Origin of the sequence: Thalassococcus sp. S3, assembly GCF_004216475.1 — a bacterium.
Taxonomy (GTDB): Bacteria; Pseudomonadota; Alphaproteobacteria; order Rhodobacterales; family Rhodobacteraceae.
Map to the genome: position 1 here is coordinate 3,462,731 of NZ_CP022303.1, position 14,980 is coordinate 3,477,710.

The following is a 14,980-nucleotide window of genomic DNA, read 5'->3' on the forward strand; positions in this document are numbered from 1 at the left end:
ATCGTCAATACCGTGCCGCCCGAGGGCGGCACGCACAAAGATCAGTTCGATACCACCTGATAATCCCGTGGCGTTCCGGCATATTCCTCGATCGCACCATCCAGCCAGCGGTCATATTCCTCTTGGCTGACGACCTTCACCGTGATGGGCATATAGGCGTGGTCCTTGCCGCACAGCTCCGAACACTGGCCGAAGTAAATGCCTTCTTTCTCTGCCGCGAACCACAGCTCTGCAAGCCGTCCGGGGACCGCATCCTGCTTCACCCCGAAGGACGGGATGGTCCAGCTGTGGATCACATCCGCTGCTGTCACCTGCATCACGACCGTTGCACCGATTGGCACGACAACTGCCGTATCCGTGGCCAGCAGATATTCATCCTGTGCGTAGCCGTAATCGGCCAACTCCTCACGCGCCAGCATGAAGCTGTCGAAGCCGAAATCGTGGTCGACATACTCATAGCCCCAATACCACTGATAACCCGTGACCTTGATCGTAAGATCGGCCTCGGGAATCTCCTGCTGTTTAAACAGAACCGGAAGGGAGAAGGCGCCGATGAACACCAGAATGACGATCGGCACCACCGTCCAGGCGATCTCAACCGGTGTATGGTGCGTGAAGGTGGCCGGCTTCGGGTTCGATTTGCGGTTGTACCGGATCATCACCCAGATCAGGAGGCCGGTGACGAAGATACAGATCACCGTGATGATCACCAGAATCAGCCAATCCAGCGATTGCAGGTCGCGCGCCAGCTCTGTCGCCGCTGGCTGGAAGCCGACCCCGCGATCCACTGGCTTGCCAATAACCTCCAAGCCGTCCTGCGCGGCGGCAGGCAGGGCGGAAAAGGCTGCAAAGAGCCCCGAAAGCGTCAAAGCGTGCTTCATGTCATGTCCTGACGTTGATCATATCTCACCGTGGCTTCGCCGATCCCTCGGGCAAACGCCGCGTCTTTGGGCATTGTAAAAACCATATTCGACTGATCAGTTAAAGAGCGCTACTTGCGTCAAACAGACGCTTTTTTGATTTAGATCAAATCCGAGGTTGCATCGTCATGTCCCAAGACAGTTTTCGCCCCTTCGATACGAACCTCGCACGCGAAGATGCGCTTCGCATTCTGCGCGCGGCAACCGACGGCGCGGATGACGGAGAGCTTTTCCTCGAACGACGCCGCTCTGAAGCGCTGGTATTCGATGACGGCCGGTTGCGGACAGCCTCCTACGATGCGTCCGAGGGTTTCGGGCTGCGCGCCGTGCGCGGCGAAGTCGCGGGATATGCGCATTCGACAGAGTTGAGCGAAGCCGCCCTCAAACGCGCTTGTGAAACCGCGCGGCTTGCGGTGGGTGACGGCGGCGGCACATGGGCCGATGGTCCGCCGCCGACGAACAAACGTCTTTACACGGACGAAGACCCCATTGCCGGCACCACTTTCCCGGTCAAGATCGACACGCTGCGCGAGATCGACGCTTTCGCCCGGGATCTGGATCCCCGTGTGGTGCAGGTCTCCGCCACGCTTGCCGCCTCCTGTCAGGAGGTCGAGATCCTGCGCCCCGATGGCGTGTCGGTCCGCGACATACGTCCCATGACCCGTGTGAATGTCTCCGTCATCGTGGAAGAGAACGGCCGGCGCGAGACGGGTTCGGCCGGCGGCGGCGGACGCGTGGGCCTCGACGGTCTGATCGACCCCGCCGACTGGCAGGCCAAAACGCGCGAGGCTTTGCGCATCGCCACCGTCAACCTCTCCGCCGTGCCAGCACCCGCCGGGGTGATGGAGGTGGCCCTCGGCCCCGGCTGGCCTGGCATCCTGCTGCACGAGGCCGTCGGCCACGGGCTGGAGGGGGATTTCAACCGCAAGGGCTCCTCGGCCTTTGCCGGGCTGATGGGCCAGCAAGTGGCGGCCAGGGGCGTCACCGTTCTGGACGATGGCACCATCCCCGACCGTCGCGGCTCCATCACCGTGGATGACGAGGGCACGCCCTCGGGCAAGAACACCCTGATCGAGGACGGCATCCTCGTCGGCTACATGCAGGACCGCCAGAATGCGCGGCTGATGGGTGTGGCGCCCACCGGCAATGGCCGCCGTCAAAGCTATGCTCACATTCCCATGCCCCGCATGACCAACACCTATATGCTGGGCGGCGACGCGACCCCCGCCGATCTGGTGGCCGAGATCAGGGACGGCATCTATGCTGTAGGCTTCGGCGGCGGGCAGGTCGATATCACCAATGGCAAATTCGTCTTTTCCTGCACCGAGGCCTACCGCGTCGAAAACGGCAAGGTCGGCGCGCCGGTGAAGGGCGCCACCCTGATCGGCGACGGGGCCACGGCGCTCAAGCAGATCCGGGGGCTTGGCAACGACATGGCTCTGGATCCCGGCATGGGCAATTGCGGCAAACAAGGCCAATGGGTGCCCGTCGGCGTGGGTCAGCCCACCGTTTTGATGGACGGGCTGACCGTCGGCGGCTCCGCAGCGTGATGCCAATTCACGCAGGCCCGATCGAGATCGACCATGACCGGCCTGTCTCTCACCATGGTGTGCTGGAGGTTGGCCCTTTGCGTCTGAAGGTCTACGGCCTTCTGGCCCGCAACCAACAGCTTGCGCCCGATCTGCTGGATCAGGCCCGCCACTTTGTCACCGAAGAGGTGCTTGCCCGCGTCACAGAGATGGGGGACAGCAACGACATGGGCTTTGTCATCATTCACCCCGGAGATCTGGGGCTTTCCATTTCAGCCCATTGGTGGGCGCAGGGCTCGGTCCTCTGTCAGCATATCTACCGCCGCCTGCATGACGCGCCTTTGCCGATGGATACGGTCAGCCGGCCCGTGATCGGCTGCGTGTGGGAGCTAGCGCTCATACAGTCCGAACAGAGGGCCTGGCGAACGGCGATGATGCGGCCCGATCCGGACCCCGAGGCATACTTGCTGACGTTTGCCGCGTCTTCTTCCGGGGCGCCTCTGCATTAAGGTTCGCTTTATGAAGCGTTCGACCAATGTTCCGGTTCTTCGCCCATTGCGGTAGCCGGGGCACTCTTAACTGTCACCGCTGCGCCGACAAAACATCGCTTTTCTCCCGCAAGACAAGGGCGTTAAGCGCGGCTGATCCAGTCCAAGGCTAAAATCACCCAGCGGTTGCAGGACGTTTACCGGTCATTAACCAGCAATCGCTAAAACCGATTCTGCAAGCAGGCGGAGCGACGGATGACCGAAGAAACCCTTTCTTCCACTCACCCCCCACTCCCACCCACCACGGAAGAAGATCGGTTCGCGTGGCTCCGCCTATTGCGCTCTCGGCGTGTCGGGGTGACGACCTTTCACCGCTTGATGGCCGAACATGGCACGGCGCAGAACGCGCTGGCCGCGCTGCCCGAAGTGGCGCGCGCAGCCGGGCTCGATGCATATGAAATATGCCCGCCCGGCGTGATAGACGCCGAACTCAAGGCCGCAAGAGCCGCCAAAGCGCGGCTCTTGTGCCTGGGTGACGCCGACTATCCCCTCGATCTTGCCGATATCGACGATGCGCCCCCGATGCTCTGGGCGATTGGCGATCCCGCACTTCTGAAAAAGCCGATGATCGGCCTTGTGGGCGCACGCAACGCCTCCTCCCTCGGGACACGGATGTCACGCGGCCTGGCACATGATCTGGGCGCGAAAGGGTTTGCGATTGTCTCCGGCCTCGCCCGCGGGGTGGATACGGCGGCTCATCTCGCGGCTCTGAAATCCGGCACCATTGCCGTTATGGCGGGCGGTGTGGATGTCATCTACCCCGCGGAAAACGTGAACCTTGCCACGGATATCGCGAAATCGGGCTTGCGTCTTTCGGAACAGCCTATGGGTCTGCAGCCCATGGCCCGGCACTTCCCGCGCCGCAACCGCATCATCTCGGGGCTGTCGCGCGCGGTTGTAGTGGTCGAGGCTGCCGCCAAATCCGGCAGCCTGATCACCGCCCGCGACGCGCTTGATCAGGGGCGCGAGGTGCTGGCCGTGCCGGGTCATCCGTTCGATGCCCGTGCCGCTGGCTGCAACATGCTGATCCGCGACGGGGCCCGCCTTGTCCGCCACGCCGACGATGTGATCGAAGCGCTTGGTCCCATCGCCAGCACGCAACAGCCGGCGCAAGGCGAACTGCCCATCATCCCTGCCCAGCCGCCAGAACAACGCAGCCTGCGGGAGACCGCTGCCCTGCACCAGAAAATCCTTGCCCGTCTGGGCCCTTCGCCAATGGCCGAGGACCAGCTGATCCGCGACCTCGCCGCCCCCGCGCGCACCGTTGGTCCGGTCCTCGTGGATCTTGAACTTGACGGCAAGATTGAACGTCAGCCCGGTGGCCTTCTGGCGCGGATTTCCTGACCCTTCCGCCGGGACAGACCCCGAGGGCAGACCTGTGTCACATGGCGTGGAATTGACAATTCCCCCTTGCACCCCACATGTTGCCCGGCCATAGAGCCGCCAGTCATTTTCAAGAGGTTTTCCGCTAAATGCCCGTCGTTGTTGTCGAATCCCCGGCAAAGGCCAAAACGATCAACAAATATCTGGGCGCGGACTATACCGTGCTCGCCTCCTATGGCCACGTGCGCGACCTGCCGCCCAAGGACGGATCTGTCGATCCCGATCAATCCTTCGAGATGACATGGGAAGTCGCCTCCGACAGCAAGAAACACGTCAAGGCCATCGCCGATGCGCTGGCCGAAGACGGCGAGCTGATCCTCGCAACCGACCCCGACCGGGAAGGCGAGGCGATCTCGTGGCACTTGCAGGAGGCGCTCACCAAACGCCGCTCGATCAAGAAGGACACACCCGTCAGCCGCGTCGTCTTCAACGCGATCACCAAGTCGGCGGTGACCGAAGCGATGCAGAACCCCCGGCAGGTCGACATGCCGCTGGTCGAGGCTTATCTTGCGCGCCGCGCGCTCGATTACCTGGTGGGCTTCAACCTCTCCCCCGTCCTCTGGCGCAAACTGCCGGGCGCGAAGTCCGCAGGCCGCGTGCAATCGGTCTGCCTGCGCCTCATCGTCGAACGCGAGATGGAGATCGAGGCTTTCCGCCCGCGCGAATACTGGCAGGTAAAAGCCCTGCTTTCGACCCCGCAGGGACAGGAATATGAGGCGCGATTGACGGTTCTGGCGGGCAAGAAACTGGACCGTTACGATATCGAAAACGAAACCCAGGCCGAAATGGCCGTGCAGGCCATTACGTCGCGCGATCTGAAAGTCGCCTCGGTTGAGGCCAAACCCACCTCGCGCAACCCCTCTGCCCCGTTTATGACCTCCACGCTCCAGCAGGAGGCGAGCCGCAAATTCGGCATGGGCGCACGCCAGGCGATGAGTGCCGCACAACGGCTCTACGAGGCCGGCTACATCACCTATATGCGGACCGATGGCATCGACATGGCGCCCGAAGCCGTGGAGATGGCCCGCGACGCAATCAAGGATCGCTACGGCGCGGATTACGTGCCCGACAAACCGCGCATCTACAAGAACAAGGCCAAGAACGCGCAAGAGGCCCATGAATGCATCCGGCCCACAGAGATGAGCCGCGACGTAAACGGCATCCAGACCTCCGATGCCGATCAGCGCAAGCTCTACGATCTGATCTGGAAACGCACGCTGGCCTGCCAGATGGAAGGCGCGCGGCTGGAGCGGACCACGGTCGAGATTGCCAGCGCCGACGGACAGGTCGGTCTGCGCGCGACCGGTCAGGTCGTGCTCTTCGACGGGTTCCTCAAGGTCTATGAGGAAGGCCGCGACGACGTTGCCGAAGACGACGACAAGCGCCTGCCCCAGATCTCCGAAGGGGAGCCCGCCACTTTTGCGGCGGCGTCCCTGCGCGCCGATTACACGAAGGCCGCCGCCAAATCCGAAGACGTTATCGACGATGGCGACAGCTCCAAAGGCATGGAAAAGAACGGCGCTGCCGTCCTGGCCGCGAACGAGGCCGTTTTGGCCACCCAATCCTTCACCCAGCCCCCTCCGCGCTACACCGAGGCCACGCTGGTCAAACGGATGGAAGAGCTGGGCATCGGTCGCCCCTCCACCTACGCCTCCATCGTGACCACGATCCAGGACCGCGAATATGTCCGCAAGGACAAGAACCGCCTGATCCCCGAGGACAAGGGCCGGCTGGTGACGGCCTTCCTTGAGAATTACTTCCGCAAATATGTGGGCTATGACTTTACCGCCGATCTTGAAAGCCAACTTGACCACGTGAGCGCGGGTGACGCTGACTATAAGGATGTTCTCACCCGCTTCTGGCGCGACTTCTCAGCCGCGATTGCAGAGACGTCCGAGCTGCGCATCACCGATGTGCTTGAGAAAATCAACGAGGTGTTGGAACCACACCTCTTCCCTCCCAAGGAAGACGGCGGCGATCCGCGCCTATGCCCCAATTGCGAGGTCGGGCGGCTGAGCATGCGCACAGCGCGCTCGGGCGGCGCGTTCATCGGCTGCTCGAACTACCCCGAATGCCGCTACACCCGTCCCTTCGGCCCCCCGTCGGAGGATGCGGAGGTGGGCGCGATCCCGCCCGAAGGCAAGATGCTGGGCCATGACGCGGACGAGGAAATCTGGCTTCATGATGGGCGCTTTGGTCCTTATGTTCAGCGGGGCGTGGTGACCGAAGAGAACAAGAAACCCCCGCGGCAATCCCTGCCCAAGGACTGGGCGCCCGAGACGCTGACGCTCGACAAGGCGCTGATGCTCCTGAGCCTTCCGCGTGAGGTTGGGCACCACCCCGAAGATGGCGTGATGATCTGGGCCACGATTGGGCGCTATGGACCTTACCTGAAACACAATGACGATCCTGCGGCGCGGGGTGGCTCCACCGCGCCCCTGCCCGAGATCGACGAGGTCTTTACCGTCGGGCTTAACCGCGCTGTCGATCTTCTGGCCCAAAAGGCCGCCTCCCGCGGGGGGCGCGGCACAGCCGCCAAACCGCTGAAAGAGCTGGGCGAACATCCGGAGGAAGGCGGGCCGATCCAGGTGATGGAAGGGCGCTATGGACCCTATGTGAAATGGGCCAAGGTAAACGCGACCCTTCCCAAGGGCACCGAACCTGAGGCGGTGACATTGGAGCTTGCCGTTCAGCTCATTACCGAAAAGGCAGCCAAAAAAGGCACGCGGAAAAAAACCGCTTCGCGGAAGAAGGCGACAACGAAAAAAGCCAGTTGAATTCGGAATGTACGAGCGGATTGACACACATTGTACACTTCTGCATACACATTCGAAGCGAACAGGGACAGCAACGTCGGTTTATTGATTTCGCGGCGGCGCATTTGTTGACTTTTCAACGGGCGCGCGCGACAACGATTGAGCCAGCCGACATGGGAAGCACATGAAAAAAGTCTACGCAAACGCTGCCGAAGCGCTTGATGGCCTGCTCTTTGATGGCATGTTCATTGCCTCGGGCGGGTTCGGTCTCTGCGGCATCCCGGAACTCCTGCTTGACGCGATCAAGGAGGCCGGGACCAAGGATCTTACGTTCGCATCGAACAACGCAGGCGTTGATGATTTCGGGATCGGGATCCTCTTGCAAACGCGCCAGGTAAAGAAGATGATCTCTTCTTATGTCGGTGAAAACGCCGAATTCATGCGCCAATATCTCAGCGGGGAATTGGAGCTTGAATTCAATCCGCAGGGCACGTTGGCCGAACGGATGCGGGCCGGCGGCTGCGGGATCCCGGGGTTTTATACGAAGACCGGCGTCGGCACGGTGATTGCCGAGGGTAAGGAACACAAGGATTTCGACGGCGAAACCTACATCATGGAAAAGGGCATATTCGCCGATCTGTCGATCGTGAAAGCCTGGAAAGCGGACGAGACGGGCAACCTTGTCTTCCGCAAGACAGCCCGCAACTTCAACCCGCCGGCTGCCATGTGCGGCAAGGTGTGCGTGGCGGAAGTCGAAGAAATCGTGCCGACCGGTAGTATCGATCCCGATCACATCCATCTGCCCGGCATCTACGTCCATCGCCTGATCCAGGGCGAACATGAGAAACGGATCGAACAGCGCACCACACGTGCCGCTTAATGGAGACCTGAATGCCGGACAACGTTGCGACATTGCTGGATGACGACAAAGCCTTCGAAGGCTTTTCCCGCGCGCAAGTTTCGATGGTATTGACGAACCCAAATCTCGACGACAATCCCATTGTCTACGTGAACGAAGCGTTTCAACGCGCAACAGGCTATAGCCGCACCTCGACGATCGGGCGCAATTGCCGGTTCTTGCAGGGCAAGGATACGGACAAGGCGGATGTGGACCGCCTGCGCAAGGCGGTCGAGCGGAATGAAGACGTCACTGTCGATATCCTCAATTACCGCGCCAACGGCGAGCCGTTTCTGAACCGGCTGATCGTCGCACCGGTCAAGGATCAGAACGGCAAGTGCCAATACTTCATCGGCATTCAGAAAGAGATCCGTGAACGCGACCTCGACTCAAGCGCCGACCGGGTGAGCCAGCAATTGCTTGAGGTTCAAAACCGCGTCCGGTCGGACCTGTCGATGATTATCTCCATGATCCGACAGCAATCTCGCGAAACCTCCGCCCCGGAGGATTTCGTGGCCTTGTCGCGCAGGATCGAAACGCTGCAGCTTCTCTATGAAGAGATGAAGCTGTCAGATGCCAAATCGAACCGCGATGGCATCCAGCTGGGAAGCTATCTGTCGCGTCTCGCCGCCGCGATTTCGCATATCGACGGCCGGTCGGGCATTCGCATGTCCCTCCAGATCGAACCGCTGGAAGTGCCGATCGAGACCGCGACACGGGTGGGGCTTGTGATGTCGGAAGTGCTGACAAATGCCTTCCAACATGCTTTTGAACGGCTTGATTCCGGTCTGGTGGAGGTGCGCATGTCGCGCCTCAGCGAAGGCGGGCTGCGCCTGATCATTGCAGATGATGGCGTTGGCATCCCGCGGGAGGTCAAGTGGCCCAACCCCCGGACAGTCGGCGGACGAATTGTGACAGGTCTGATTGAAGGCCTCGAAGGCACGCTGCAACTGGGACGGGGCGCCGCGGGCTCTGTGATCACCATCGACGTGCCAGCAGGCGCGACCGAACCCTCTTCTTAACATTTCCGGGGATTTTCCAACATGGCTTGGGACCGCAATCAGATGGCCGCGCGCGCGGCACAGGAGCTTGAAGACGGCTGGTATGTGAACCTCGGGATCGGCATTCCGACGCTCGTGTCGAACTATATCCCCGAGGGGATCGAGGTGACGCTGCAGTCGGAAAACGGCATGCTGGGAATGGGCCCCTTCCCCACCGAGAACGAAATCGATCCGGATCTGATCAATGCGGGCAAACAGACGATCACGGAATTGCCGCAGACCGCCTATTTCGACAGCGCGCAAAGCTTTGGCATGATCCGTGGCGGCAAGATCGCAATGGCGATCCTGGGCGCCATGGAAGTGGCCGAGAACGGCGATCTGGCCAACTGGATGATCCCGGGCAAGCTGGTTAAGGGCATGGGCGGCGCGATGGACCTCGTGGCCGGCGTGGGCCGCGTGGTGGTTGTGATGGATCACACCAACAAACACGGGGACAGCAAGGTCCTGACCGAATGTACCCTGCCGCTGACGGGCAAGGGTGTGGTCGACCGGATCATCACCAACCTCGGCGTGATGGATGTGGTCGAAGGCGGGCTGAAGATCGTCGAGACGGCAGATGGCGTCACCGAGGATGAGTTGCGCGCAGCGACACAGGCGACCATTGTCTGAATGGACCATCACCGAAGAGCGTGACGGCAGTAAGGGCCGGTATGTCTTGCGACACGAGGGGCACGAAGCTGAGCTGACCTATTCGGTTCTGTCGGAAAAGACGCGGATTGCCGACCATACCGGAGTGCCGGATGAGCTGCGCGGCACAGGCGCAGGGCTGGCACTGGTCGAGCATTTGGTCAACGACGCCCGGGAGAAAGGCTTCAAGATCGTCCCGCTTTGCCCGTTCGTGAACAGCCAGCGGGCAAAACACCCCGATTGGGCGGACGTCTTCAACGTTTGACGCAAAGAGTACGGCCATCAGCGTCCCGGTAATGTGCGAGAGCGGTCATCGACCGCCCCGTTTCACTTCATGGCTGCAAACGCGCAGCCGTCGGTGATCAATTCGGGCGGTGTCTTGCAGAGCCCCTTGGCCACTTGAAACGCCGCCAGAACCTTTGGCACGTAGTCCCTTGTTTCCGAAAAGGGCGGCACACCGGCATGTTTGTGTACCGACCCCTCCCCCGCGTTGTAGCCGGCCAGAACGAGGATGGGATCGCGGTTAAACTCTGTCATTAGCCAGTCGAGATACTTCACCCCACCGGCAATGTTCTCTTCGACGGAAAAGCTGTCGGTCACACCAAATCGCGCGGCGGTGTCAGGCATCAGCTGCATCAGGCCAGAAGCTCCGGCACTGCTGACGGCGTCGGTGCGACCGGCGGATTCAACCGAAATGACAGCCAGAACAAGTGCCGGGGACACCTGGGTGCCGATCGTGGAACGAAGAATAGGAACACCGCGCGCCTTTGCGATATCCTGAAGGTGCTGCAGCCTTGGCGTCGGCACACCGGCACCCTGCCCCTTGATCGTCTGAAGCGCTTCATCCAACCGTCCCGGACCGGTGGCCGCCAGATCGGGTGACACCCGCTCCCAGAACCAGGCATATCGACCCGGCGTTCCGGCTCTTGGACTTGGCGCGTCCTGGGGCTCCGCCTCGGCGTCGGGGGATGCCACCTGTTCCTCCGGGTCTATCTGTACGGTGATACGGCTGCGCTGTCCGGGCTTGGGAGGTTTGATGCGCTTGGCCTCGAATTCCGGAAACGGCTTGGGGCCGTTGGCCGTCACCGGATCCGCCAACAGCCCGACAAGGGCAAGCCCACAAATACATGCGCGTGCAATCACCTGGTTCTCACTGCTCGTTTGTTTTGAGCCCTGTTAACACGTGCTGTCCGGCTTAACGCAGCCGCTGTTTCCGGATTTGCGATAATTCACTGGAAAGGTGACCTTTTTGTCGCTCGCTTGAACGATCCGCCCAAAGAGCACCGAAAAACCGGTAAAGAAAAATGAATAAGGCGCGAAATTCCTCCCGAGCGCCCAATTTCCGCCACAGGCCAACGTCAAAACCGGTGTCACTCCGAAGCGGACAGCATCAAGAGAGAGACACGATGCATCACGGTCCGCAACGGTAAGTGTAACTGAATGATCCTTTGGAGGGACCTTAACAATGATCAAGTTCATCAAAAACTTCCGCAAAGACGAAGACGGCGCCGTGACGGTTGACTGGGTTGTGCTGACGGCTGCTGTTGCCGCTCTGGCCGCAGCTGCATACGGCTCCATCGAATCCGGTTCGAGCGCTGTGACTGCAGGCACCTCGACCTACATGGGCACGCAGATCCCGACCTAAGCCTCTGACCTGACGGCTTACGTTTAAGAAGAACAAGGGACCGTGTCCTGATACAGGGCACGGTCCCTTTGCCGATCTGCTGGCTGCCACCAAAAGGGGACGCGCGATGCTGAAACGGATTTTGGGCTTTTGTAAAAGGGAAGACGGTGCGGTCACTGTGGACTGGGTCGTTTTGTGCGCCGGTTTGGCCCTGCTGGCCGCCGTGATCGCAGGCGCGATGCGGGCCGGAACGTTGAGCACGACAGGCGGCCTTGTCGCCTATATGAGCGGCTTGATCTGATCGTTCACATTGTCGCGGAACGTCGCAATCTGACCCATAGCGCTCCATGCTTTGGCCACAGTCCCAGATGAAAATCATCCCGAGCTAGAGACACCGGGACAACCCGGGGCAATGGAAAGGTGTAGTCATGCGTATGGTATTTGGATTGGTACTGCTGGTCGGTCTGGGACTTGCTGGCGGAGCGGTCATGATGGCCAAGAATTATATTTCGGCTTATCAGAATGAGCTGGCGAATGAGCGCGCCGCGCGCGCTCAAGTTGTGCCCACCGTTGACGTCATCGTCTCGGAACGCCCCCTGAAATACGGCGAAGTCCTGGCCAAGGAAGATGTTCGCGTTGTCCGCTGGCCCGAAAACGCCCTGCCGGAAGGGATCTTCACGGATATGTCGGTGCTTTTCCCTGAGGGAGGCGACAATCGCCGGTTTGTGTTGCGGGCGATGGAAAAGGACGAGGCCATCATGGCCATCAAAGTCACCGAACCGGGAGAGGATGCGGGCCTGACATCGCGGCTGGAGCGTGGAATGCGGGCCTTTGCGATCCGGGTCGATGTGGCCAGCGGTGTCTCCGGCTTCTTGCGCCCGGGCGACCGTGTAGACGTCTATTGGACCGGAAGCGTCGACAGGATCTCTGACAACGCCCGGGGCGATGTCACCAAACTAATCGAAGCCGGTGTCAAACTCATCGCGGTGGACCAAACCGCGGGCGGTGACCTTGAGGAGGCTGTGATCGCGCGAACTGTCACTGTGGCCGTTCGGCCTGAACAGGTTGCGGCACTGGCTCAGGCCCAAACGACGGGCAGCTTGTCTTTGTCGCTCGTCGGCGCGGATGACGATACGATTGCCGGCGGCATCGAAATAGACCAGCGGACTTTGTTGGGGATCGAAACAGCGCAAATCGAAGCGCAGGCCGAAGAAGAAAAGGTTTGCACGATCCGCACCCGTCGCGGCGCAGAGGTCGTCGAAATTCCGATCCCCTGCACAAATTGATGGTATTTCAGTGCTTTGAGAGCCGGTCTGCTTAACGGACCGGCTTTTGCAATATTGATTGATGTGACTTATCCACATCAATCTTTTCTCGGAAATCCTTGATTATTGCAAAAAAAAACAAGTTCACGCAAACTAGCGTAAATTTCGGGCAGCAAGACCCGGCGAAAGAGGCGTGATCGGAGAGGCAGGTCACATGAAATTGAGTAATTGGATCAAGGCGGGCCTGGTCGGGCTTGCACTTGTTTCGTTCCCGGTCGCAAACGTTGCACAGGCTGAAACGCTGCGTGTTGTGAAAAAAGGCACGGCATCGACGCTTAACGTGCCCATGAACCGCGCCGTGGTGGTCGAAAGTGACATCCCCTTTTCAGAACTCAGCATCGCCAATCCCGGCATTGCGGATATCTCGTCGCTGTCGGACCGCACGATTTATGTCCTGGGCAAATCACCTGGTTTGACGACGCTGACCTTGCTGGATGCAAGCGGACGGCTGATCACGAATGTTGACGTGAAAGTCGCAGCGGACGTCACTGAATTCAAAGAGCGTCTTCGCCAGATTCTGCCCGGCGAGCGGATCGAGGTGCGCACGGCCAATGACGGGATCGTGCTGTCTGGGACAGTGTCGAGCGCGCAACGCCTGCAGAGAGCGCTTGATCTGGCGGAACGATATGCGCCGGAACGCGTGTCGAACCTGATGAGCGTTGGTGGCGTACAGCAGGTAATGCTGAAGGTGCGCTTTGCCGAGATGCAGCGCTCGGTCTCGAAAAGCCTCAGCGCATCGCTTGCGCTTGATAACGGGGGCCTGGGCGGAAACGTTGGCGTGAATGGCGGTTCCGGCTCTTTGAACACCTCCGGAGCCGTGACCAATGCAATCGGCGGCGATATTCCGGCCAACAATGACAATGCAGGCGCGATCCTTTTCGGTTTCAGCTCGGGATCCCTGAAAGTTGGCCTTCTCCTTGAGGCGCTTGAGCAGAAAGGCGTCGTGCGCACCCTCGCCGAACCCAACCTGACCGCTCTGTCGGGTCAGGAGGCCAAGTTCCTCGCGGGTGGCGAATATCCGGTTCCCGTCAGCCAGGACGGGGGCGAGATCAGTGTCGAGTTCAAGCCATTCGGGATCGAGTTGAACTTCATCCCGCGTGTTGTTGACCAGGATATCATCAACCTGGAGCTCAACGCAGCGGTGTCCGATATCGATCCGACGAACGGATTTTCTGTGAACGGGTTCGAAATTGACGCTTTCACCCGGCGGGAAACCTCCACGACGGTGGAAATGCGCGATGGCGAAAGCTTTGCGATCGCGGGCCTGATCGAAGACAACTTTCTCGACAACAACCGCCAGCTTCCATGGATCGGGGATATCCCCGTGCTGGGGGCGTTGTTCCGCAGTGCTGACTATCAACGTGAGCAGACCGAACTGGTGATCATCATTACGGCGCATCTGGTGTCCCCGACACGGGGCGAGACGCTTGCCTTGCCGACTGACCGGGTCAAGCCGCCCACCGAACGCGATCTGTTCCTCTTTGGACGCACGGCGTCCGGCAACAGACCCCAGCGGGGCGCTGTGGGCGAGGTTGCCAAGCAGGATTTCAGCGGCTCTTACGGCTATGTGATGGATTGATCAGATGACCCCGAAACGGACAATCCCCGCTCTGCTGGTTTTTGGCACGATCACCCTCGCTGCATGTACGACGGATCAGGGTCCTGTCGGAACCGCGTTTTTCCGCGAGGCTGGCGCACAGGTCGACAGCGGCTTTTTCGGAAATGCCACGGCCAACAATATCATGGTTCAGTCGGGCGAACGGGACTTCGCCATCGATCTTGCCCGCCGCTTTGCCAGTGAAGTGCCGTCAACGATCACATTCGCCTTTAACAGCGCCCAGCTTGACGAAAGCGCCCGGCAGACCTTGCGGCATCAGGCCGATTGGATCCGCCAATTTCCCGAGGTCCGGTTTCGCGTGTTTGGACACACCGATGCCGTCGGATCGAATGCGTACAACAAACGCCTTGGTCTAAGGCGGGCCAATGCGGTCGTACACTACCTCTCCACCCTGGGGATCAGCCGATCCCGGCTGGAAGCAGTAGTCTCTTTTGGTGAAACAAGGCCGCTGATCGTGACCGAGGGTCGCGAGCGTCGAAATCGCCGCACGGTGACCGAGGTGTCGGGCTTCGTCAAACGTCATCCGACGCTTCTGGACGGGAAGTATGCCCAGGTCGTCTATCGCGAATATGTGGAAAGCGCGACAGGACAGACCAAGCTGACAGGTCTGACCACCCGGACGGACGAATAACAATACCGCTCTCGCGCCGGCATCGTCCAACGAAACCCAACAATTGGAGTTTTTTGGCCG

Annotated in this window: 15 protein-coding genes; 13 read left to right on the plus strand and 2 right to left on the minus strand. The window is 60.4% G+C overall.

The window, feature by feature from the left end; translation table 11 throughout:
- Positions 1-41: 41 nt before the first annotated feature.
- Positions 42-881, minus strand: coding sequence for a cytochrome c oxidase subunit II (coxB, locus tag CFI11_RS17115; protein ID WP_130408091.1), 840 nt, complete (start codon positions 879-881; stop codon positions 42-44).
- Between the two features lie 167 nt (positions 882-1,048).
- Between coxB and tldD the strand changes: the two genes are divergently transcribed.
- The 8 genes from tldD (at position 1,049) to CFI11_RS17155 (ending at position 9,987) form a co-directional block, all read left to right on the plus strand.
- Positions 1,049-2,470: a metalloprotease TldD gene (tldD, locus tag CFI11_RS17120; RefSeq protein ID WP_130408093.1), complete on the plus strand. Its 1,422-nt coding sequence runs from the start codon at positions 1,049-1,051 to the stop codon at positions 2,468-2,470.
- Entirely contained in the window at positions 2,470-2,958 is a 489-nt protein-coding gene (locus tag CFI11_RS24365) for a hypothetical protein (RefSeq protein WP_165390295.1), read from the plus strand. The genes tldD and CFI11_RS24365 overlap by 1 nt, the downstream gene beginning before the upstream one ends.
- A gap of 234 nt (positions 2,959-3,192) precedes the next feature.
- Complete coding sequence (gene dprA / locus CFI11_RS17130; protein WP_130408095.1) at positions 3,193-4,341, plus strand: DNA-processing protein DprA; 1,149 nt, start codon at positions 3,193-3,195, stop codon at positions 4,339-4,341.
- Between the two features lie 128 nt (positions 4,342-4,469).
- On the plus strand, positions 4,470-7,157 hold the full coding sequence (gene topA, locus CFI11_RS17135) for a type I DNA topoisomerase (RefSeq protein ID WP_130408097.1): 2,688 nt from the start codon (positions 4,470-4,472) through the stop codon (positions 7,155-7,157).
- 163 nt (positions 7,158-7,320) lie between these two features.
- Complete coding sequence (locus CFI11_RS17140; protein WP_130408099.1) at positions 7,321-8,016, plus strand: CoA transferase subunit A; 696 nt, start codon at positions 7,321-7,323, stop codon at positions 8,014-8,016.
- A gap of 11 nt (positions 8,017-8,027) precedes the next feature.
- Positions 8,028-9,056 (plus strand): PAS domain-containing protein, encoded by a 1,029-nt coding sequence (locus CFI11_RS17145; RefSeq protein ID WP_130408101.1) that lies wholly within the window; start codon positions 8,028-8,030, stop codon positions 9,054-9,056.
- Positions 9,057-9,077: 21 nt separating this feature from the next.
- Positions 9,078-9,704 (plus strand): 3-oxoacid CoA-transferase subunit B, encoded by a 627-nt coding sequence (locus CFI11_RS17150; RefSeq protein WP_130408103.1) that lies wholly within the window; start codon positions 9,078-9,080, stop codon positions 9,702-9,704.
- Positions 9,697-9,987 carry a GNAT family N-acetyltransferase gene (locus CFI11_RS17155; RefSeq protein WP_130408105.1) on the plus strand — a complete coding sequence of 97 codons (291 nt, stop codon included), beginning with the start codon at positions 9,697-9,699 and terminating at the stop codon, positions 9,985-9,987. Before CFI11_RS17150 ends, CFI11_RS17155 begins: the two co-directional genes overlap by 8 nt.
- A gap of 62 nt (positions 9,988-10,049) precedes the next feature.
- On the opposite strand, the gene CFI11_RS17160 is transcribed toward CFI11_RS17155, so the two are convergent.
- Positions 10,050-10,865: a lytic transglycosylase domain-containing protein gene (locus CFI11_RS17160; protein ID WP_174843513.1), complete on the minus strand. Its 816-nt coding sequence runs from the start codon at positions 10,863-10,865 to the stop codon at positions 10,050-10,052.
- A gap of 322 nt (positions 10,866-11,187) precedes the next feature.
- Between CFI11_RS17160 and CFI11_RS17165 the strand changes: the two genes are divergently transcribed.
- The 5 genes from CFI11_RS17165 (at position 11,188) to CFI11_RS17180 (ending at position 14,920) form a co-directional block, all read left to right on the plus strand.
- Complete coding sequence (locus CFI11_RS17165) at positions 11,188-11,367, plus strand: hypothetical protein (protein WP_130408107.1); 180 nt, start codon at positions 11,188-11,190, stop codon at positions 11,365-11,367.
- Between the two features lie 106 nt (positions 11,368-11,473).
- Positions 11,474-11,647 carry a hypothetical protein gene (locus CFI11_RS24370; protein ID WP_165390296.1) on the plus strand — a complete coding sequence of 58 codons (174 nt, stop codon included), beginning with the start codon at positions 11,474-11,476 and terminating at the stop codon, positions 11,645-11,647.
- A gap of 127 nt (positions 11,648-11,774) precedes the next feature.
- Positions 11,775-12,632, plus strand: coding sequence for a Flp pilus assembly protein CpaB (cpaB, locus tag CFI11_RS17170; protein ID WP_130408109.1), 858 nt, complete (start codon positions 11,775-11,777; stop codon positions 12,630-12,632).
- Between the two features lie 193 nt (positions 12,633-12,825).
- Positions 12,826-14,250: a type II and III secretion system protein family protein gene (locus tag CFI11_RS17175; RefSeq protein ID WP_130408111.1), complete on the plus strand. Its 1,425-nt coding sequence runs from the start codon at positions 12,826-12,828 to the stop codon at positions 14,248-14,250.
- Between the two features lie 4 nt (positions 14,251-14,254).
- Positions 14,255-14,920 (plus strand): OmpA family protein, encoded by a 666-nt coding sequence (locus CFI11_RS17180; protein ID WP_130408113.1) that lies wholly within the window; start codon positions 14,255-14,257, stop codon positions 14,918-14,920.
- Positions 14,921-14,980 lie beyond the last annotated feature (60 nt).

What these genes read in the sequence shown, in the direction of transcription:
- coxB (WP_130408091.1), bottom strand. Translation starts at nt 881, where the DNA reads ATGAAGCACGCTTTGACGCTTTCGGGGCTCTTTGCAGCCTTTTCCGCC.
- CFI11_RS17165 (WP_130408107.1), top strand. Translation starts at nt 11,188, where the DNA reads ATGATCAAGTTCATCAAAAACTTCCGCAAAGACGAAGACGGCGCCGTG.
- CFI11_RS17140 (WP_130408099.1), top strand. Translation starts at nt 7,321, where the DNA reads ATGAAAAAAGTCTACGCAAACGCTGCCGAAGCGCTTGATGGCCTGCTC.
- CFI11_RS24370 (WP_165390296.1), top strand. Translation starts at nt 11,474, where the DNA reads ATGCTGAAACGGATTTTGGGCTTTTGTAAAAGGGAAGACGGTGCGGTC.
- tldD (WP_130408093.1), top strand. Translation starts at nt 1,049, where the DNA reads ATGTCCCAAGACAGTTTTCGCCCCTTCGATACGAACCTCGCACGCGAA.
- CFI11_RS17150 (WP_130408103.1), top strand. Translation starts at nt 9,078, where the DNA reads ATGGCTTGGGACCGCAATCAGATGGCCGCGCGCGCGGCACAGGAGCTT.
- CFI11_RS17145 (WP_130408101.1), top strand. Translation starts at nt 8,028, where the DNA reads ATGCCGGACAACGTTGCGACATTGCTGGATGACGACAAAGCCTTCGAA.
- topA (WP_130408097.1), top strand. Translation starts at nt 4,470, where the DNA reads ATGCCCGTCGTTGTTGTCGAATCCCCGGCAAAGGCCAAAACGATCAAC.
- CFI11_RS24365 (WP_165390295.1), top strand. Translation starts at nt 2,470, where the DNA reads ATGCCAATTCACGCAGGCCCGATCGAGATCGACCATGACCGGCCTGTC.
- CFI11_RS17180 (WP_130408113.1), top strand. Translation starts at nt 14,255, where the DNA reads ATGACCCCGAAACGGACAATCCCCGCTCTGCTGGTTTTTGGCACGATC.
- CFI11_RS17175 (WP_130408111.1), top strand. Translation starts at nt 12,826, where the DNA reads ATGAAATTGAGTAATTGGATCAAGGCGGGCCTGGTCGGGCTTGCACTT.
- cpaB (WP_130408109.1), top strand. Translation starts at nt 11,775, where the DNA reads ATGCGTATGGTATTTGGATTGGTACTGCTGGTCGGTCTGGGACTTGCT.
- dprA (WP_130408095.1), top strand. Translation starts at nt 3,193, where the DNA reads ATGACCGAAGAAACCCTTTCTTCCACTCACCCCCCACTCCCACCCACC.